Here is a 19,389-nt window from a genome sequence, read left to right on the forward strand (position 1 = left end):
CATAAGCCTCGCCTTCGGGCACATGAAAGCCTTCGGTAAAAAGCTTGAAATGGTGGATCAGCTCTTCCATGTTGGACTTCATGGATTCGCGGTCGGGTGCCGCGACTTTGTGATTACTTGTGATCACCGGGCCGGGGTTGACACGCAACCAGTCAACGCACTGCTTGATGATGCGGTTGGACTGGCGCATTTCTTCAATGCGGACCAGGTAACGGTCATAGCAGTCGCCTGTCTTGCCGACTGGAATGTCAAAGTCCATCCGGTCATACACCGAATACGGCTGCTGTTTGCGCAAATCCCATGCAAAACCGGAACCCCTGAGCATCGGACCCGTGAAACCCAGGTTAAGTGCGCGCTCTGGCGACACCACGCCGACACCGACCGTGCGCTGCTTCCAGATACGGTTGTCCGTGAGCAGCGTTTCGTACTCGTCGACCAGACCCGGAAATTTGTTCGCGAAGTCGTCGATGAAGTCGAGCAGAGAGCCTTGCCGGTTCTCGTTCAGCGCTTCAATCGCCTTGGCGTTCTTGACCTTGCTGATCTTGTACTGCGGCATGGTGTCTGGCAGGTCGCGGTAGACACCGCCAGGACGGAAGTAAGCCGCGTGCATGCGCGCGCCCGACACGGCCTCGTACATATCAAACAGCGCCTCACGCTCGCGAAAGCAGTAAATCAGGATGTTCATCGCGCCGCAGTCGAAACCATGCGCGCCCAGCCACAGCAAGTGGTTGAGCAGGCGCGTGATTTCAGAAAACATCACCCGGATGTATTCCGCGCGCACAGGAACATCGACACCCATCAATTTTTCGATGGCCAGGCAATAAGCATGCTCGTTGGACATCATCGACACATAGTCGAGCCTGTCCATATAAGGCAAGGACTGGATGTAGGTCTTGCTTTCGGCGAGTTTCTCGGTGGCGCGGTGCAGCAGGCCAATGTGCGGATCAGCGCGCTGGATTACCTCGCCGTCAAGCTCCAGCACCAGGCGTAAAACGCCGTGCGCCGCAGGATGCTGCGGTCCAAAATTGAGCGTGTAGTTTTTGATTTCAGCCATGTCGTACCTGTGTCGTCATTGTTGCCGGGGCAATTTATTGAAGACCACCATAGTTGTCTTCGCGGATCACGCGCGGCGTGATCTCACGGGGCTCTATCGTGACTGGCTGATAAATCACGCGTTTTTGTTCGGCGTCATAGCGCATTTCAACGTGACCCGATGTCGGGAAATCCTTGCGGAACGGATGACCAATGAAACCGTAGTCGGTCAGGATTCGGCGCAGATCGCTGTGGCCCTCGAAGATGATGCCGTAAAGATCAAATGCCTCGCGCTCAAACCAATTGGCGGAGTTCCATACGTCGTTGAGTGAGTCAACCACCGGGAAATCTTCGTCAAGGCAAAACACCTTGAGCCGAACGCGCTGGTTCAGGCTGACCGACAGCAGATGCGATGCGACGCAGTAGCGCAGACCGTCATACTGTCCGTCCTTGTACTCCGAGTAGTCGAGCCCGCAAAGGTCAACCAGTTGCTCGAATTTGCAGGCCGGCGAATCACGCAACAAGACAGCCGCAGCATGGTAGTGGGCAGCATCAACCGTCACAGTGACTTCACCGAGCGCGACCCGGACGTTTTTGACTTTTTCACCAAGCGCCGCAGCCACGGCATCGGCGATCCGTTCGGCAGTTGCCGGAGAGGATTGAGAGAAGGGCTGCATCAGGCCCTCGCAATCGTGTTGGTCCGGCGGATTTTTTGTTGTAATTGAATGATGCCGTACATCAAGGCCTCGGCAGTGGGCGGGCAGCCCGGCACGTAGACGTCAACGGGCACGATACGGTCGCAACCGCGCACCACGGAATAACTGTAGTGGTAGTAACCACCGCCATTGGCGCAGGAACCCATGGACAACACCCAGCGCGGCTCGGACATCTGGTCGTAGACCTTGCGCAAGGCCGGACCCATCTTGTTGCAAAGCGTCCCGGCAACGATCATGAGGTCGGACTGACGCGGACTGGGACGAAACAGCATGCCAAAACGATCCAGGTCATAGCGCGCCGCGCCCGCATGCATCATTTCAACAGCGCAGCAGGCCAAACCAAACGTCATGGGCCAGAGCGAACCGGTCTTGGCCCAATTGACCACGGAGTCGTAACTCGTGGTCATGAAGCCTTCGTTAAAAACACCTTCTAGTGACATACCCGTACCTTTGTGGCGAAAACCCTCGGGGGCCTCTTTTTATTCCCAGTCCAGCGCACCTTTTTTCCACTCGTAGATAAAGCCCACGACCAGAATGCCCAGAAAAATCATGACCGACCAGAAACCGACGGCACCGATTTCCTTGAGCGCTACCGCCCATGGAAAAAGAAACGCAATTTCGAGGTCAAAAATAATAAAGAGAATGGCCACGAGGTAGTAGCGCACATCGAATTTCATGCGCGCATCTTCGAAAGCTTCGAAGCCGCACTCGTAAGGGGAATTTTTTTCGCTGTCAGGACGCACAGGGCCCAACAAACGCCCCAGGACCTGGGGCACCACACCGACACCTACACCGACCAGAATAAACAAAAAAACAGGAAGGTATTGATCGAGGTTCATCGTGGATTCAATTTCTGGGTAACTGCCTGGGCAATTGATGCCGTGACAGCTCCACCAGGTTGCCGTTTGAACCGACAGCATCGCGGGAGCGATGCTGCCGATGCTTGTCATCTGGTGCGGACGGCGAGACTCGAACTCGCACAGCTTTCGCCACTACCCCCTCAAGATAGCGTGTCTACCAATTTCACCACGTCCGCGATGTTTATTTGCCTGGATGGCTTGAGGAAACCTTTCGGTTTTATTGCTCTCCAGACAGACTCTGAGTTTACCCTGAAATCAACCCGTTCCCGGCCGGAAACAGGTGCTTAAGCGCTTATTTCGAAGGGATTTGCGCTGCGCCGGATGCGGCAGGCGCAGGCGGTGCGGGTATAACCGCGGCCGGCGCCGCAGGTGCTGTCGTTCCGGGGATCTGCGCCGCGCCGGTGGTAGCGGGCGCAGGGACGGTGATCGCAGCACCTTCAAGAACACTCGAGCCGGTACGCGGCTGCGCATTGCCAAAATAAGCCAACAGCAAGGTACATGCAAAAAAGAGGGCCGCCATGATGCCCGTCGTACGGGACAAGAAATTGGCACTGCCGGTGGCACCGAAGAGGCTGCCCGAACCGCCGCTGCCAAAGGCCGCTCCCATGTCGGCGCCCTTTCCATGCTGCACCAGAATCAGGCCAATCATGACCAGCGCCGAGATCATTTGGACAGCGAGGACTACAGTCAATACAACATTCATACAAACTCCTAATTTAATAGCAAACTTAGCCCGTTATACCTGGGCCGCAGCAATAATCTTCAAAAAATCTACGGACTTGAGAGAAGCGCCGCCAATCAGGCCGCCGTCAATATCGGGCTGAACCAGCAAAGAAGCGGCGTTATCGGCATTCATGCTGCCGCCATACAGGATTTTCACACGCGCAAACTGGTCGGTTGCCGCCTTGAGCTGGGCGCGCAACACGCCATGGACCACTTGCGCTTCCTGCGGCGAGGCCGTCTTGCCAGTGCCTATCGCCCACACGGGCTCGTAGGCCACCACGATTTCACTGATGCAATGACCGTTGGCATGGATCACGGCGGCCAGCTGGCGCTTGACGACTTCCTCGGTACGGCCAGCCTCGCGTTCAGCCAGGGTTTCGCCGATGCAAACGATAGGCGTGATCCCCGATGCCAGCGCGGCCCTGGCTTTTTCCGCCACCAGGACATCGGTTTCACCGTGGTACTGACGACGCTCGGAATGGCCCACGATCACATAGCGGCATCCCAGATCCTTGAGCATGGCCGAGCTGACCTCGCCGGTGTAGGCGCCCGAAGCGTGCGCCGAAACATCCTGCGCGCCGAGTTCCACGACGGAAAGGCTGGCGTGGGCAGCTCTCAGGGCTTGAACCTGCGCTAGGTAAGGCGCGGGCACACACACGACAATTTCGCATGCCGGCGCCACTGCAAGCCCTTGGGCCAGTGCTGCCAGCAAGGCCTCATTGGCAGCCAGGCTGCCATTCATTTTCCAGTTTCCTGCGATCAGCTTTTTCATGTTCTTCTTTTAGGACTCACCCGTTACCAGGTTAAAACAATTTTCCCGACGTGCTGATTGGACTCCATCAACGCATGCGCCCTGGGCGCATCGGCTGCGGCAAAGGTGCTGTGTATCACGGGCTTGATGGTGCCGCTGGCCAGCAACGGCCAGATGTTCTCCTTCAAGGCCTGGGCAATGGCGGTCTTGAATTCAAGCGCGCGTGGACGCAGGGTCGAACCGGTGATGGTCAGCCGCTTGCGCAGCACCAGTCCGGCGTTGAACTCGGCCTTGATACCGCCCTGCACCCCAATGATGACCAGGCGCCCGTCCTCTGCAAGGCACTCCACTTCACGCGCCACGTAACTGCCGGCGACCATGTCGAGAATGACATTGACGCCTTGGCCGTTCGTCAGTTTTTTGACCTGCTCGACGAAGTCGCTTGTTTTGTAGTTGATCGCATGGTCAGCACCCAGTGCCATGCAGGCTGCGCACTTCTCGTCGCTGCCGACGGTTACCAGCACCGTCGCGCCCAGCCCTTTGGCCATCTGGATCGCCGTCACACCGATACCGCTGGAGCCACCCTGAATCAACAGGGTTTCGCCCTTTTGCAGGCGAGCCCGCTCAAAGACGTTGCTCCAGACCGTGAAAAACGTTTCCGGCAGCGAAGCAGCCTGCAAATCGCTCAGGCCAGGCGGCACAGGCAGGCACTGCCCGACCGGTGCCACGCACAACTCGGCATAGCCGCCGCCTGCAACCAGCGCGCAAACATGGTCACCCAGACGGAAACCCGCAGCCGCCATGGCCTGGGCATCGCCGGCAACGATTTCTCCTGCGACTTCCAGCCCCGGGATGTCGGACGCGCCAGGCGGCACCGGATAGTTACCGGTACGCTGCAGCACATCTGGCCGGTTCACACCACTGGCGCTCACGCGGATCAGGACCTCGCCCGCAAGCGGGACAGGCGCAGCACGCTCGCCGAGTTTCAGCACGTCGGGCGCACCGTACGCGGTAATTTCAATGACTCTCATAATTTTTAAGCTTTTTATGGCGCTAGCCCCGTTGATACAGGCGCTAGCAGCTACAAAATCAATAGCAATATTGCTTGAGAGACAGATCAGGCACGGTCCTGATTTTGGGCAGGACGGTCCATCAACACCTTCATCGACAGCTTGACACGGCCTTTTTCGTCCGTTTCCAGAACCTTGACCTTGACGATCTGGCCTTCTTTCAGGTAGTCGGTGACCTTCTCGACACGCTCGTGCGCGATCTGGCTGATGTGCAGCAAACCGTCTTTGCCTGGCATCAGGTTGACCAGTGCGCCGAAGTCCAGAATCTTGGTGATGGCGCCTTCGTAGATCTTGCCGATTTCAACTTCAGCGGTGATCTCGGCAATGCGGCGCTTGGCCTCGTCGGCCTTGACGCTGTCGTTCGACGCGATCGTGATGGTGCCGTCTTCCTCGATGTTGATCTGGGTGCCGGTCTCTTCGGTCAGCGCGCGAATGACCGCGCCGCCCTTGCCGATCACGTCACGGATTTTCTCGGGATTGATCTTCATCACGTACAGGCGCGGTGCGAAGTCGGACACTTCGGCCTTGGCTTCGCCCATGGCTTCCTGCATCTTGCCCAGGATGTGCATGCGGGCTTCCTTGGCCTGGGCCAGCGCGACCTGCATGATTTCCTTGGTGATGCCCTGGATCTTGATGTCCATCTGCAGTGCGGTGATGCCGAAAGTCGTGCCCGCGACCTTGAAGTCCATGTCGCCCAGATGATCTTCGTCACCCAGGATGTCGGTCAGCACGGCAAAGCGGTTGTCTTCCTTGATCAGGCCCATGGCGATACCGGCCACGTGGGCTTTCATGGGAACGCCGGCGTCCATCAGCGACAGGCAGCCGCCGCAAACCGAAGCCATTGACGAGGAGCCGTTGGATTCGGTGATCTCGCTGACCACGCGCATGGTGTACGGGAATTCTTCCTTGCTTGGCAGCACGGCAATCAATGCGCGCTTGGCCAGACGGCCGTGACCGATTTCGCGGCGCTTTGGCGAGCCCACACGGCCGGTTTCGCCGGTGGCGAACGGAGGCATGTTGTAGTGCAGCATGAAACGGTCTTCGTAGTCGCCGCTCAATGCGTCGATACGCTGTGCATCACGCTCGGTGCCCAGCGTGGTGACGACCAGCGCCTGGGTTTCGCCACGTGTGAACAGCGCCGAGCCGTGGGTGCGCGGCAGCACGCTGTTGCGGATTTCAATCGGACGCACGGTGCGCGTGTCGCGGCCGTCAATGCGTGGATCGCCAGCCAGAATCTGGCTGCGCACGATTTTGGCTTCGATGTCAAACAACATACCGTCGACGGCCACGCCGTCGAATTCAACGCCTTCAGCTTTCAGGCCCTTCTTGGTCCAGGTGGTCACTTCACGCGTCGCGTGGGTACGGGCCTGCTTGTTGCGGATCTGGTAGGCAGCGACCAGCTTTTCTTCAGCCAGGGCAATCACTTTAGCGATCAGTACATCGTCCTTGGCGGGCGCTTTCCAGTCCCACATCGGCTTGCCGGCATCACGAACCAGTTCGTGAATCGCACTGATGGCGATGTTGCCCTGCTCGTGGCCATAGACGATGGCGGCGAGCATGATTTCCTCCGACAGCTGACTGGCTTCGGACTCGACCATCAGCACAGCGGCTTCGGTACCGGCCACGACCAGATCCATCTTGGAATCCTTGAGCTGGGTCTTGCCGGGGTTGAGCACGTACTGGCCGTCGATGTAGGCGACGCGGGCGGCGCCAATCGGGCCGTTGAAAGGAATGCCGGAGATGGCCAGCGCCGCACTCGATGCGATCAGCGCAGGAATGTCGCCTTCAACTTCAGGGTTGAGCGACAGCACGTGGATCACGACCTGCACTTCATTGAAGAAGCCTTCAGGAAACAGCGGGCGAATCGGGCGATCGATCAGGCGCGAGGTCAGCGTCTCGAATTCGCTGGGGCGGCCTTCACGCTTGAAAAAGCTGCCGGGAATGCGGCCGGCAGCGTAGGTTTTTTCGAGGTAGTCAACGGTCAGCGGGAAGAAATCCTGGCCTGGCTTGGCTTCGGTCTTGGCGACCACAGTGGCCAGCACGACGGTGCCGTCCATGTCCAGCAGCACAGCGCCACCGGACTGACGCGCGACTTCGCCGGTTTCCATCGTGACCTTGTGCTGGCCCCACTGAAAGGACTTGGTAACTTTGTTGAAAATAGTCATGTGTTTCTCCACTAATTTTGCGCACTTGAGGCAGTGCGAGAGGCCCGGAGGGGTGGCTCACTGAACACGATGCCATTCCGCAAAAAACCTGACAAACAGGCCGCCCGAAGTTCCGGGGTTTTCTTGGGGAATGACACAGCGCGCGTTCGTTTTGCCTTGCTCCGAAGTAGGTCCGTGGTGCCAGAAAACTTCTGCAAGTTGCTGACTGGCTGCGTTTGAAGCGCAAAACGCCTGAGCTAGTGAACTAACTCAGGCGTTTCCTATTGGGTTTACCGATTATTTACGCAGGCCAAGCTTGGCGATCAGCGCAACATAACGGGAAGCATCGCGGGACTTCAGGTAGTCCAGCAGCTTGCGGCGGCGGCTCACCATGCGCAGCAGGCCGCGGCGACCGTGGTGGTCTTTGGCGTGGGTCTTGAAGTGGGGCATCAATTCATTGATGCGGCCGGTCAGCAGGCCGACCTGGACTTCAGGACTGCCGGTGTCGGTGGCGGAACGGGCATTGTCCTTGACAATTTCGGCCTTGATTGATTTTGCGATCATGGTTTTCCTCTTGCAACAGCGTTGCGACTCGCGAGCGAAGCAGTGTTCCCACTATTGGGATTTGACCGCTTTCGTCGTGTTTTTGCAGGCAGTGATGCCCAGCAAAGCCTCGGATTATAGCGCAAGCCACCGCCGCAGGCGCTCCACGCCCTGCCCCAGCCGGGCCACATCCTGGCTGGCAAAACACCAGCGCAGCCAGCCCTGGGCCTCGGGCGTGGGCTTGACCATGAACGCATTGCCCGGCGCCAGGCCCAGCCCGGCCTCCACCACCAGCCGCTTGGCCGTTTCAAGCGAATCGCCAAAGCGCTGCTGGTCTTCAAGCCTGAAAAAGGCGTACATGCCGCCCCTGGGCGCAGCCACCTGCACGCCGGGCACCGCCTGCAGCAGCGGAATCAGGGTGTCGCGGCAGGTTTTCAGGTGATTCACCAGGCGCGGCGTCACGTCGGCCGTTCGTTCAATGGCGACCAGGCCGGCGCGCTGTACAAACACCGGCGCGCAGGAGGTATTGAACTCGACCAGCTTGCCCATGTGCGGCGTCGCGCTGGTCGGCATCACCAGCCAGCCCAGGCGCCAGCCAGTCATCAGAAAGCTCTTTGAAAAGCTGTGCACCACGATCAGCCGGTCTTGGGGGCTGGCCACATCGAGGAAACTCGGCGCGCAGCCATTAGGCGTCGCTTCATAGTAAAGGCGCTCATAGACCTCGTCGGCCAGAATCCAGGTGCCGGTGCGCCGGCAGTGCGCCAGAATCACCTCCTGCTCGGCGCGCGTCAGCGTCCAGCCGGTCGGGTTGTTGGGCGCATTGATGATCAGCAGCCTGGTTTTGGACGTGACCGCGTCCAGCAGTTCGTCCATGTCGAGCTGCCACTGCCCGGCCACCGGCCGCAGGCTCACACAATTGACCACGGCGCCCATGATGGCGGGCTGCGCGGTCAGGTTGGGCCAGACCGGCGTCACGGCCACCACCTCGTCGCCCGCATCCACCAGCGCCTGCACGGCCAGCATCAGGGCATTGACGCCGCCCGACGTGACCGCGATGCGCTCGGCGGCGATGGGCGCCGCGCCCTCGGTACGCAAGCCTGTCGAATAGCGGGCGATGGCTTCGCGCAGTTCGGGCAAGCCGAGGTTATGGGTATAAAAGATTTCGCCCTGCTGCAACGAAGCGGCCGCTGCTTCGCGGATGAACGCCGGCGTGACTTCATCGCTTTCACCAAACCAGAACTTGAGCACATCGCTGCGCCCCATGCCCGCATTGGCCACCTGTCGGATCATCGATTCTTCAAGGTTCAAAACGGTCTGTCTCATGTTTTTCCTTTCGCCTCGGTTGTGTCGTTCAGTTCAGGGCCGCACCATCTTGCAACTGTGCGGCTGCTCGGCGCGCGCCGCTGGAATCGTCTTGGTGACGCGAAACCCGTAGCCCGAACCTTCCACGTCAAACTTCACGCCCGGGGCGCCCTGCTTGCCCATGACCGCCACCTGCAGCGGCTGCTGAAACTGGTGGTCAGCGGCACGCATGGTTCCCTGATGACCATATAAAACAACTGCCGCCCTCTCCAGTTGGGCAGCGACAGCCATCGCATCGCTAGTCCCCGCCTTTTCGATGCTTTGCGCCAGCGCTTCGATCATCAGCTGCATGCGCATATGGACGTAGTCGTCCTGCGGCTTGGGAAAGCGCTGGCGAAAGGACTGGTAAAAAGCGTCCGAACCCGCGCCCGGCTCGTTCGGAAACCAGTCGGCTACCGCGATCACCTTGCCCACGCCGGCATCGCCCAGCGCGGCCGGCACGCCCAGCGCATTGCCGTAGAAGGTGTAGAACTTGCCGTCATAGCCGACTTCCCTGGCGGCCTTGATCAGCAGCGTCAGGTCGTTGCCCCAGTTGCCGGTCAGCACCGCCTGCGCGCCGCTGGTCTTGATCTTCACGGCGTAAGGGATGAAGTCCTTCACCCGACCCACGGCGTGCAGCTCGTCACCCACGATCTGCACATCGGGGCGCTGCAGCCCGATTTGCTTGCGGGCTTCGCGCAGCACCGCCTGGCCAAAGCTGTAGTCCTGGCCAATCAGGTAGACGCTTTTGAGCGCCTGGTCATCCTTGAACTGCTCCATCAGGGCCGCCATGCGCATGTCGGCATGGGCATCGAAGCGGAAATGCCAGTAGCTGCATTTTTCGTTGGTCAGGCTGGGCTCGACCGCCGAATAGTTCAGAAACAGCACGCGCTTGCCAGGCTGGCGCTCGTTGTGTTTGTCGATGGCATCGATCAGGGCGGCGGCAATGGCTGACGAATTTCCCTGCGCAATGATGTTCACGCCGTCGTCAATCGCCGACCGCAAAGCCGCCAGCGCTTCCTCGTTCTGGCCCTTGCTGTCGTAGCGCTCTATGGCCAGCTTGCGCGCACCGCCCGGCAGCTTGACGCCGCCGCGCGCATTGACGCGCTCGGTGGCCCAGACCAGGTTGCGAAACACCGCCTCGCCGGTATTGGCGAACGGCCCCGAAAGGCTTTCAATCAGCGCAATCCGAACGGGCGGCAAGGCCGGCTGTGCCATGGCGGCCATCGCGGCAGCCAACATCAGGGCCACCAACACATGTTTTAGAAGCTTGTTCATTGAAAAGTAATCCTGTCTTCAGGCTTGAATTTGAATAGATTGACGGCGCGCTGGTTTCAGCGGCAGACGGTGAGCGCGGATAAAACCGCGAAGTGCAGGCGCAGCCGGCTCAGCCGATGGCCGCCAGGCTCCAGCGCGGCTTTACGTCAAAGGTGTAACCAGGCTGCAACGTTTCCAGACCAGCCTGCAGCCGCATGCCGGCAGCCAGCGCAATCATGGCGCCGTTGTCGGTGCAAAATTCGAGTTCCGGGTAATGCACCCGGACGCCGCGCTGCTGGCAGGCGGAATTGAGCTGGCTGCGCAACAAGGCGTTGGCGCCCACACCGCCCGCCACCACCATGCGTTTGAGGCCGGTTTGCGCCAGCGCGCTCAGGGTTTTTTTCACCAGCACATCCACAATCGCCGCCTGGGTGGACGCGGCCAGATCGGCTTTGCGGCTTTCCAGTTCGGGGCCGAGTTTTTTGGCCTGCGTCAGCACGGCGGTCTTCAGGCCGGCAAAAGAAAAATCGAGGTTACCGCTGTGCAGCAGCGGCCGGGGCAGCTTGAAGGCCGCGCCGTCACCGGCCAGCGCCAGCCTGGACAGATGCGGCCCGCCGGGATAGGGCAAGCCCATCAGCTTGGCGGACTTGTCAAAGGCCTCGCCCGCGGCGTCGTCAATGGTTTCACCGAGCAGCGTGTAGCTACCGACGCGGTCCACCTGCATCAGCTGGGTATGCCCGCCCGACACCAGCAGCGCCAGAAACGGAAACTCGGGCGGGTCAGCGCTCAAGAAAGGTGACAGCAGATGGCCCTCCAGGTGGTGCACACCCATCACCGGCTTGCCCAGCGCGGCCGCCAGCGCACAGGCCACGCCGGCGCCCACCAGCAGCGCGCCCGCCAGGCCAGGCCCGCGCGTGTAAGCCACCACGTCAACCTCCGCCAGCAAGCGCTGGGCCCGGTGCATGACCTGCTGCGTCAGCGGCAACACGCGCCGGATATGGTCGCGGCTGGCCAGCTCGGGCACCACGCCGCCGTAGGCCTGGTGCATGTCGATCTGGCTGTACAGCGCGTCCGCCAGCAAGACTGGCACGCCCTGCCCGCGCGTTTGCACCAGGGCCACACCCGTTTCGTCGCACGACGATTCAATTCCCAACACCAGCATTTTTTCAGACATAGCGCTGTAGTTTAGGCCACGCGGTTTGTTCGATGGGCACAGAAGCCAGGAACGCAAGCGGGCTTTCCCGGGCCAGCCGCGCTGGCGCAGGCGCTCATTTCATGACCAGGCCGCCATCCACGAACAGCACCTGGCCGGTCATGAAACGGCTCCAGTCCGACGCCAGAAACAGCACCGGCCCCGCCACATCGCCTGGCGTGGCAATTCTTCGCAGCGGGGTCTGGCCAATGATCTGCGCCTTGACCTCTTCGCGGGTCGCCAGGCTGGCCTGGGTCGGGTAGACCAGCCCGGGCGCCACGCAGTTCACGCGTATGCCCAGCGGCCCCAGTTCCACCGCCAGGTTGCGGCTGAACCCGACCAGCGCCGACTTGGCCGTGGTGTAGTCGTGGTAGGGCACCAGGGGACGCTCGACCAGGTCGCTCACGAGGTTGACGATGCAGCCCCGGGCGCGTTGCCTGAAATGGGGCAACACCGCCTGACAGACGTTGTAGACGGCATGAACCGCCCCGTCGAGCTGGGCTTCATAGTCGGACCAGGCCAGTTCCCAGAACATCTTGCGCTGCTCGGGGTCGAAGGTGAAGGCCTTGAAGGCGTTGTTGACCACCACGTCGAGTTTGCCGGCTTCGTCCAGAATCTGCGCCACCATGGCCCGCACCGCCGCTTCCGAGCACACATCGGCCTGGATCGCCCAAGCGTCGCCGCCCAGCGCCTTGCAGCGCGCCACCACGTCGGCCGCCGCGGCCTCGTTTTGCAGGTAGTTCACGATCACCAGCGCGCCCTCGCGGGCAAACGCCAGCGCAATCGCCGCGCCAATGCCCCGGCTGGCCCCCGTGACCAGCACCACCTGGCCCTGGAACTTCATGGCCTGCGCCTGGCTCATTTGGCGGGCAGCAGGTCTTGGCTCACGACCTCGGAGACCTTGATGGCGCGCTGCACCAGGCCCAGCGCCAGGTAGGTGTCGGCGGCTTTTTGCAGCACGTCCATGTCGAAGGCGCCCAGTCCTTTTTTCTGCGTGGTGGCGGACACGCTGGACAGGTTGCGCAGGCGAATCACGTCCAGGTTGACGGCGGCATCCTTGCCGTCAATCGCGCGCTTGACGGCCAGCGCCGCCGCTTCCTCGGGTTGCTTGATCATCCAGTTGACGCTGTCGCGGTAGGCGGCCAGAAACTTCTTCAGCAGTTCCTTTTTCTGCTGGTAGGTTTCTTCGCGCACGACAAACATGTCGCTGGACACGTTCAGGTAGTTTTTGACCTCCATCACATTGACATCGGCCAGGCCTTTTTGCCGGCCCACGAGCAAGCCGGTGTCGGTGGCGGCGGTGGCGTCGACCTGGCCCTGCATCAGGGGCGCAAAGTTCAGCAGGCCGGTGACCACGATGGTCACGTCCGATTCGCGCAGGCCGGCCTGGTGCAGCAGCACCAGCAGGTTTTGCCGGGTGCCGCTGGACAAGCTGTAGACGCCAATTTTCTTGCCCTTCAAATCGGCCGGTCTGGTGATGTTCTGGCTTTTGAGCGACACCACATTGAACACATTTTGCGGATAGATGTCGTAAATGGCGCGCAGTTTCTCGCCTTTTTCGAGCGCCGCAAAAAACGACCCCGGATCGGTGAAGGCCAGATCGGCCTGTCCGGTCAGGATGTTGCGAATCGCATCGCCGCCGCCCGCGCCCGGCACATACTGCAGGTCCAGGCCTTTGGCTTTAAAAAATCCCTTGTCTTCATCGACCAGCAAATTGGTGACTTCCGTGATCGGCTTGCTCCAGCCGGCCACCACCACTTTTTCCAGCGCCGCTGGCGCGGCCGCCAGGCTGGCGCCCGAGAAACCCAGGCTGAGCAGCGTGGCCGCAGCCAGCACCGCGACCGAACGAACAATGGCTAATTTCATTTTTCTATTTCCTTTTGGAGGGTTGTCATACGTGATTCGAGCAAGCGTTTTTCAAGCGAAATGGCCAGCTGGTACAGCCCCAGCCCCAGCAAGGTGATGAGAACCAGCACAGCGAACATGAGCGGCGTGTCCATCATGCCCTGCGACGCAATGATCAAGGCCCCCAGGCCCTGGCTGCCGCCAATGAACTCGCCGACCACGGCGCCCACCAGCGCCAGCACCACGGCCACCCGAAAACCGGCCAGGATGCCGGGCAGGCCCGACGGGATTTTCAGCCGCAGCAGCGTCTGCCAGCGCGTCGCCCCCAGCATGCGAAACAGCTCCAGCCGCCGCGCATCGACCTGCGCGATGCCGGTCATGGTGTTTTCCATCAGCGGGAAAAAGCAGATCAGCGCGGTGATCACCACGGTCGAGGTCATGCCAAAGCCGAACCAGACAATGAACAAGGGCGCCAGCGCCAGCTTGGGCACCACCTGGCTGGTGACCACATAGGGCATCAGCAGCCGACGCAGCGCAGCGGATTCGCCCAGCAGCACGCCGCTGGCCAGCCCCAGCGCGCAGCCAGCCGTCAGCCCCAGCAACAGTTCCAGCACGGTCTGGCCGATATGGGGCCACAAGTAGCCGGAGCTCAAGCCCTGCCACAGCGTGACCAGCACCGCAGACGGCGGCGGCAGCACCAGCGCCGACAGCTTCATGGCGCGCGCCAAAAATTCCCAGCCCAGCAGCCCGGCGGCCAGCAGCGCCCAGGCGCCGAATCGGCTCCAGCGCGCGCTCATGGCGCGCCCCCGTCCATGGCCGCCCTGAGCTGCGCGCACAGCGCGTTGAACGCCGGGCTGTAGCGGATCTGGCGCCCGCGCGGCCGGGGCAGTTCCACCTCCAGGTCGTGCCGGATGCGGCCGCGGTCCATTACCGCGACGCGGTCGGCCAGGTACACCGCTTCGGCAATGTCGTGGGTGACAAAGAACACCGTGGTCTGGCGCAGCCGGCAAAGCGCCAGCAAGTCGTCCTGCAGTTCCTCGCGGGTGATGGCGTCCAGCGCCGCAAACGGTTCATCAAGCAGCAGCATGGCGGGCTCGCCCACCAGCGCGCGCGCAATCGCCACCCGGCTTTGCTGGCCACCCGACAAGTGGCGCGGGTAATGGCGCTCCAGGGCCGACAAGCCCATCAGCGCCAGCAACTGCTGGGCACGGGCCACCTCCTGCGGCGTGGGTGGATGCCGCAGCGACAGCGGCAGCAACACGTTGTCCAGCACCGTGTGCCATTCAAGCAAGGTCGGCGCCTGGAACACAAAACCCAGCTGCGGCCCGGGCGGCGCGAGCGGCTCGCCATGCAAGGTGATGCGGCCCTCGCTGGGCTGCAGCAGACCGGCGGCCAGCTTGAGCAGCGTGGTTTTTCCGCAGCCGCTGCGGCCCACCAGGCAATGAAATTGCCCCTGTTCAATGCGCCAGTCGACCCGCTGCACCACGGCGGTGCGGCCCGGGTAGGTAAAGCTGACCTGCTGCATGTCCAGGAAACTCATGGCCGGGTCCCTGCAAATGTTGACGGGCTAGTCCGCATACGGCGCAAAGCGTTCAGCGGCCAGCTCGGCCGACTGCTCAATCTCGACCATCTGGACCAGGTCCAGCAAATTAAAGCGGCCGTCGTGGTGCCAGCCGGCCTCGGGCGCGGTCATGGCGCCCAGCGCACAGAGGCGGGTCACGCCGGCGCGCCCCAGCGCCTCGGCCAGCGCAAACAGCTTGGCCGGCGCGGCGGCCAGCCCCACGGTTTGCAAAAAAGACCGGCTGCGGGCGATCACCGGCACCACGTCTTCCAGACGGTCAACGGCCACCACCTGCACGGTACGGTTCAGCGCGCTGGGCGCCAGCGGCTGCAGCTGGCCGGCATAGGCCACGCGCCAGGGCGCGCCGGCCTCGCCGATCAGGGCATTGCCGGGCTGCGTGAACAGCTGCATTTCGTGCGCCTGCTGCCAGCGGGCCACGCTGGCAGCGTCGTCCAGCGGCAGCACTCGGCGCGCAAACTTGTGCTCAAAACTGGCCAGTTCATGGGCCAGGTACTGCGAAAAGTCGCGCGGCGAGACCTTGCCGCCGCGCTCGACATAAAACAGCTGCGGCGAGTAACAGCCCTGCTGGTCGTAGCGCACCACGTCGTAGGCGGCCAGGTGGGCCGTGCCTTGCGCCTTGCGCGCATCGAGCGCGGCGCGGGACACCATGCCAAAGCTGAGCTTGTGGCCGTAGCCCAAAAACCGCGTCGTGACCGGAACCTGCTGCCGCAGCGCCTGCAGCGCGGCGTTGCCGCCATAGGCCAGCACCACGTCGGCCTGCGCAAAAAGCGCCTGCTCGCGCGCCGCATCGCCGCCCTTCCACCAGCCCACGGCCAGGCAGTCGGCCAGGCCGGGGTCTTCGTCGACCAGCAGCCGGGCAAACCAGCCGGCAAACAGCGGCTCGGCGCCCGGCAGCTTGCCGATGTTGCCGGCCTTGACCAGCAAGCCCGAGATCAGGCTCCAGATCGGCAGGCCCGGCACGTTGCCGGCCCAGATGTGGACCAGCAGGTCCGGCCCCATGGCCTTGGCAAAACCGCCCTTGGGACGCGGCTGGAATTCATCGAGCAGTTTGGGATTGGCAAAGTCCTCGGCCACGAAGCGCTGCAGCTGCGGCTGGCGAAAGGTTTTCAGGTAGGCCGTCAGCCCCAGCCGTACCATTTCGGCGTCAAAGCCTGTGACCAGCGGCAGCAGCCTGTCGGCCTGCTGGCGGCAGGGGTCGGCCGGGTCCAGCAAGCGCGCCACCGCGCGGTCCACCACCGCGATGATTTGGGACACCGTCCGGGTTTTCAGATAGGCCCGGCTGCCCTGCTTGACGCGCTCGGCCAGCGCCACCCATTGCGCCGGGCTCAGTTCCGGCACGGCCACTTCCAGCCGCTCGCCGGGGCCTTCAAAGTGCAGCGTTTGCCAGGCCAGTTCCTCGGGCCTGAAGCCCGGCAGGTAGCCGGCCACCGCGTGCAGCGTGGTCATGCCCGGGCCGCCCGCAAGAACGCTTCAACCGCCAGCGAGCAGCCCTTGGCCTGCGCGCCTTCGGCCCGCCCGAGCAGCAGAAAACCGCCGTCAACGGCCACGCCGACATCCTCGGTCAGGATGGTCGTGACCGAATTGAAGTTGGCCAGGTCGCAGTGCGCCAGCACACCGGGCGCGCCGTGCGCCACTTCCTCACCCGTCATCGGGTTGACCAGCCGCGAGCGAATCCAGTGCGGCCCCGACTTGACGGACGGCAGCACCGCATTGCCAGCGTCGTAGAACTGCGTGCTCAACTCGGTCATGCCGTACATGTTGATGCAGTGGCTGGCCGGCACGCCCAGCAGTTGCGACAGCTGCGCATAAAACTGCGCCATCGGGATGTCGCGCGACTGGCCCTTGAAGCCGCCGGTGTCCAGCACCCGGCTGCCCGCCGGCAGCGCAAAGCTGCGGCCCTGCTGCTGCAGCGCGTCCATCAGGTGCACCAGGCTGTAGCTGGCGCCCAGCAGCGCATAGGGCGTGCCGGTCTGCTCGGCCTGCGCCAGCGCGGCGCACAGGCGCGCGGTGTCCAGCCCCTGCGGCGTCAAAAAATACTGGCTGTCTGCCGTGCCAAAGGCCTGGACGGCCAGCGCCAGGTAGTGCGCCAAGGACGAGTTCGGCAACATCTCTTCCGTCGGAAACAGGATGCCCATCGCGATGCGGTCGGTGCCGCGCATGAAGCGCTGGCTGAAATTGGCGCGCATCGATGCGTCGTAGACCGCCAGCGTCGGGTGGTGGTGCTTGCCTTTGACGTCGCCCTGGGTGGTGCCGCTGGTCATGAACACGCGGTCGGTGTCGGCCAGTGGCTGGCAACTCAAGGTCAGCGCCTTGAACGCGCTGATGGGCACGGCGGGAATGTCCTGCCAGCGGTTCACGCTGCGCGGCGTCTGACCCTTTTGCCGGCAAAAGCGCTGGAATGCCGGGTTGTGCTGGAACTGGTGTGCAAACAGGGCCAGCGCCTGCTGGTTGAACGCCTCGTCGCTCGCGCCGCCCTGGGCCATGAAAGCCAGCAGGCCCTGCACGATGGCAGCGGTGCGCGCTTGCGGGCTCAGGTCTGTGGGGGTATTGATTGCATTCATGGTCGCCATTCCTTCGGTGGTCTGCGGGTGCAGGGTGCTCCGAAAGTTGTGGCGGGGGCATGGCCCCTGTCCTGACAGCTCTTCTTACGTCGGCATGATCCGATTCAAGTTCGCGGGTTCGGTTCTGACCATCTCAGCCGTCCTGCCGTAAACAGCAGAAGGGCACCCCGGAGCGAGGCTGATTCTACGCGGAATAGCCATCACCCTGCTGGCCGACAAGGCAGGCCTCCAAGGCACCCTTTTGGCGCGATTCTTGCATGGATTTTTGGCATGAATGAAGCTCTTCGCATTGTGGTGGTCGCGCCCGACCTGGCCATTACCGACCCCGACGACGACTACGCCCTGAGCCAGGCAGAGCGTTCGCGCAAGCTGCGCATTGGCCTGCTCGAAAGCGGCTTTAACCTGGTCGCTACTTTGCCTGCCGACATGTTTTTGATGGACCGGATTGCCCAGTTGCAGCCAGACATGATCATTGTGGACGCCGAAAGCGACGCCCGCGACTCGCTCGAGCATGTGGTCATGGCCACGCGCGATGCGCCGCGCCCCATCGTGCTGTTCACCAACGACGACGACACCCGCCACGTCAAGGACGCGGTGGCAGCGGGCGTATCGGCCTATATCGTGGCCGGCCTGGCGCCCGCGCGCATACGCCCGATTCTGGATGTGGCGATGGCCCGCTTCGAGCATGAGCAGGGGCTGCGCCGGGAACTGGCTGACGTCAAGACCGAGTTGCAGGATCGCAAGGTGATTGACCGCGCCAAGGGCCTGCTGATGCAGCGCCAGGGCCTGTCAGAGCCCGCCGCCTACGACAAGCTGCGCAAGGCCGCCATGAACAAGGGCCTGCGCCTGGCCGAGGTGGCGCAGCGCATGCTGGACGCCGCCGACCTGCTGGGCTGACGCAGCGGGCGACCAGAATGGTGCGCCGCACAAACGCGGTGCAGAATCAGAAAATGCGCCTGATTGCTACCTATTCAATAGCTAAAAAATCCCACTGGCATTGGGCCACGCCACTTTTTTATTGATATTTCCAGACACGCACAGCACAAAAAAACAAACTGGCACAGGTTTTGCATCAGAGACAGTGCACGGTCAACCCGCTTCAACGGCGAAGCGGATAGACCTCCAAAGAACAAAGGCGTTCGCACCCTGCATCCACACCCGTGTGGCGGTCCGGGTCGAGCGCCTTTTTTGTTTTGTTTTTTAATTTTCTGGAGTTGCTGCCATGACTGATCTACTGAAAACTTCACTGAACCGCCGCACCGTCTTGCAGGCCGCCACGATTGGCGCGGTCGGCATCAGCCCGGCGCTGCGCGCAGCGGTCTACGCCCAGGGCTCGGATGCGCCGGAGAAAAAGGAAGTCAGGATCGGCTTCATTCCGCTGACCGATTGCGCCTCGGTGGTGATGGCCTCGGTGCTGGGCTTTGACCAGAAATACGGCGTCAAGATCATTCCGACCAAGGAAGCCAGCTGGGCCGGCGTGCGCGACAAGCTGGTCAATGGCGAACTCGATTTCGCCCACGTGCTGTACGGCCTGGTCTACGGTGTGCATATGGGCACCGCCGGCCCCAAGAAAGACATGGCCGTGCTGATGAGCCTGAACAACAACGGCCAGGCCATCACGCTGAGCAAAAAACTCGCCGACAAGGGCGCCGTCGACGGCCCCAGCCTGGCCAGGCTGATGGCCAGCGAGAAGCGCGAGTACACCTTTGCCCAGACTTTCCCCACCGGCACCCACGCCATGTGGCTGTACTACTGGCTGGCCAGCGCGGGCA

At 62.1% G+C, this 19,389-nt stretch carries 20 protein-coding genes, 1 tRNA gene and 1 riboswitch; of the genes, 2 read left to right on the forward strand and 19 right to left on the reverse strand.

Features of this window, described 5'->3' with window-relative positions:
• The 19 genes from IV091_RS07780 to IV091_RS07870 form a co-directional block, all read right to left on the reverse strand.
• A partial coding sequence (locus tag IV091_RS07780; RefSeq protein WP_293467263.1) for an NADH-quinone oxidoreductase subunit D occupies positions 1-1,054 on the reverse strand: 1,054 nt, incomplete at its 3' end.
• 34 nt (positions 1,055-1,088) lie between these two features.
• A complete protein-coding gene (locus IV091_RS07785) occupies positions 1,089-1,709 on the reverse strand; it encodes an NADH-quinone oxidoreductase subunit C (protein WP_293467265.1) in 621 nt (206 codons plus the stop codon).
• Entirely contained in the window at positions 1,709-2,188 is a 480-nt protein-coding gene (locus IV091_RS07790; protein WP_007864469.1) for an NADH-quinone oxidoreductase subunit B family protein, read from the reverse strand. The genes IV091_RS07785 and IV091_RS07790 overlap by 1 nt, the downstream gene beginning before the upstream one ends.
• A 39-nt stretch (positions 2,189-2,227) precedes the next feature.
• Entirely contained in the window at positions 2,228-2,587 is a 360-nt protein-coding gene (locus tag IV091_RS07795; protein WP_293467301.1) for an NADH-quinone oxidoreductase subunit A, read from the reverse strand.
• Positions 2,588-2,699: 112 nt separating this feature from the next.
• A tRNA-Leu gene (locus IV091_RS07800) sits at positions 2,700-2,784 on the reverse strand.
• A 116-nt stretch (positions 2,785-2,900) separates the two neighbouring features.
• Positions 2,901-3,311 (reverse strand): preprotein translocase subunit SecG, encoded by a 411-nt coding sequence (secG, locus tag IV091_RS07805; protein ID WP_293467267.1) that lies wholly within the window; start codon positions 3,309-3,311, stop codon positions 2,901-2,903.
• A 33-nt stretch (positions 3,312-3,344) separates the two neighbouring features.
• Complete coding sequence (gene tpiA / locus IV091_RS07810; RefSeq protein WP_293467269.1) at positions 3,345-4,103, reverse strand: triose-phosphate isomerase; 759 nt, start codon at positions 4,101-4,103, stop codon at positions 3,345-3,347.
• A 23-nt stretch (positions 4,104-4,126) separates the two neighbouring features.
• On the reverse strand, positions 4,127-5,113 hold the full coding sequence (locus tag IV091_RS07815; protein WP_293467271.1) for an NAD(P)H-quinone oxidoreductase: 987 nt from the start codon (positions 5,111-5,113) through the stop codon (positions 4,127-4,129).
• 86 nt (positions 5,114-5,199) lie between these two features.
• Positions 5,200-7,317 carry a polyribonucleotide nucleotidyltransferase gene (pnp, locus tag IV091_RS07820; protein WP_293467274.1) on the reverse strand — a complete coding sequence of 706 codons (2,118 nt, stop codon included), beginning with the start codon at positions 7,315-7,317 and terminating at the stop codon, positions 5,200-5,202.
• 276 nt (positions 7,318-7,593) lie between these two features.
• Positions 7,594-7,860, reverse strand: a complete 267-nt coding sequence (gene rpsO / locus IV091_RS07825) for a 30S ribosomal protein S15 (RefSeq protein ID WP_293467276.1) — start codon at positions 7,858-7,860, stop codon at positions 7,594-7,596.
• A gap of 114 nt (positions 7,861-7,974) precedes the next feature.
• On the reverse strand, positions 7,975-9,162 hold the full coding sequence (locus tag IV091_RS07830) for a pyridoxal phosphate-dependent aminotransferase (RefSeq protein WP_293467278.1): 1,188 nt from the start codon (positions 9,160-9,162) through the stop codon (positions 7,975-7,977).
• 33 nt (positions 9,163-9,195) lie between these two features.
• Entirely contained in the window at positions 9,196-10,458 is a 1,263-nt protein-coding gene (locus IV091_RS07835; RefSeq protein WP_293467280.1) for a branched-chain amino acid ABC transporter substrate-binding protein, read from the reverse strand.
• Between the two features lie 109 nt (positions 10,459-10,567).
• Positions 10,568-11,599, reverse strand: coding sequence for a tRNA (adenosine(37)-N6)-threonylcarbamoyltransferase complex transferase subunit TsaD (tsaD, locus tag IV091_RS07840; protein WP_293467304.1), 1,032 nt, complete (start codon positions 11,597-11,599; stop codon positions 10,568-10,570).
• Positions 11,600-11,705: 106 nt separating this feature from the next.
• The gene (locus IV091_RS07845) at positions 11,706-12,491 is read right to left on the reverse strand and encodes an SDR family oxidoreductase (RefSeq protein ID WP_293467282.1); all 786 of its coding nucleotides are present in this window, start codon (positions 12,489-12,491) and stop codon (positions 11,706-11,708) included.
• Positions 12,488-13,495 carry an ABC transporter substrate-binding protein gene (locus IV091_RS07850; RefSeq protein WP_293467284.1) on the reverse strand — a complete coding sequence of 336 codons (1,008 nt, stop codon included), beginning with the start codon at positions 13,493-13,495 and terminating at the stop codon, positions 12,488-12,490. The genes IV091_RS07845 and IV091_RS07850 overlap by 4 nt, the downstream gene beginning before the upstream one ends.
• Positions 13,492-14,271: an ABC transporter permease gene (locus tag IV091_RS07855; protein WP_293467286.1), complete on the reverse strand. Its 780-nt coding sequence runs from the start codon at positions 14,269-14,271 to the stop codon at positions 13,492-13,494. Before IV091_RS07855 ends, IV091_RS07850 begins: the two co-directional genes overlap by 4 nt.
• Positions 14,268-15,014, reverse strand: coding sequence for an ABC transporter ATP-binding protein (locus IV091_RS07860; RefSeq protein ID WP_293467288.1), 747 nt, complete (start codon positions 15,012-15,014; stop codon positions 14,268-14,270). Before IV091_RS07860 ends, IV091_RS07855 begins: the two co-directional genes overlap by 4 nt.
• A gap of 27 nt (positions 15,015-15,041) precedes the next feature.
• Positions 15,042-16,502 (reverse strand): acyl-CoA reductase, encoded by a 1,461-nt coding sequence (locus IV091_RS07865; RefSeq protein WP_293467291.1) that lies wholly within the window; start codon positions 16,500-16,502, stop codon positions 15,042-15,044.
• Positions 16,499-17,617, reverse strand: coding sequence for a long-chain fatty acid--CoA ligase (locus tag IV091_RS07870; RefSeq protein ID WP_293467293.1), 1,119 nt, complete (start codon positions 17,615-17,617; stop codon positions 16,499-16,501). Before IV091_RS07870 ends, IV091_RS07865 begins: the two co-directional genes overlap by 4 nt.
• Positions 17,618-17,681: 64 nt before the next feature.
• Positions 17,682-17,797: riboswitch (TPP riboswitch) on the reverse strand.
• Positions 17,798-17,887: 90 nt separating this feature from the next.
• Between IV091_RS07870 and IV091_RS07875 the strand changes: the two genes are divergently transcribed.
• Both IV091_RS07875 and IV091_RS07880 read left to right on the forward strand, forming a co-directional pair.
• Complete coding sequence (locus IV091_RS07875) at positions 17,888-18,514, forward strand: ANTAR domain-containing protein (RefSeq protein WP_293467295.1); 627 nt, start codon at positions 17,888-17,890, stop codon at positions 18,512-18,514.
• Positions 18,515-18,839: 325 nt separating this feature from the next.
• On the forward strand, positions 18,840-19,389 hold a 550-nt coding region (locus IV091_RS07880; RefSeq protein WP_293467298.1), incomplete at its 3' end, for a CmpA/NrtA family ABC transporter substrate-binding protein.

Origin of the sequence: Polaromonas sp. (assembly GCF_018780625.1) — a bacterium.
Classification (GTDB): Bacteria; Pseudomonadota; Gammaproteobacteria; order Burkholderiales; family Burkholderiaceae_C; genus Polaromonas.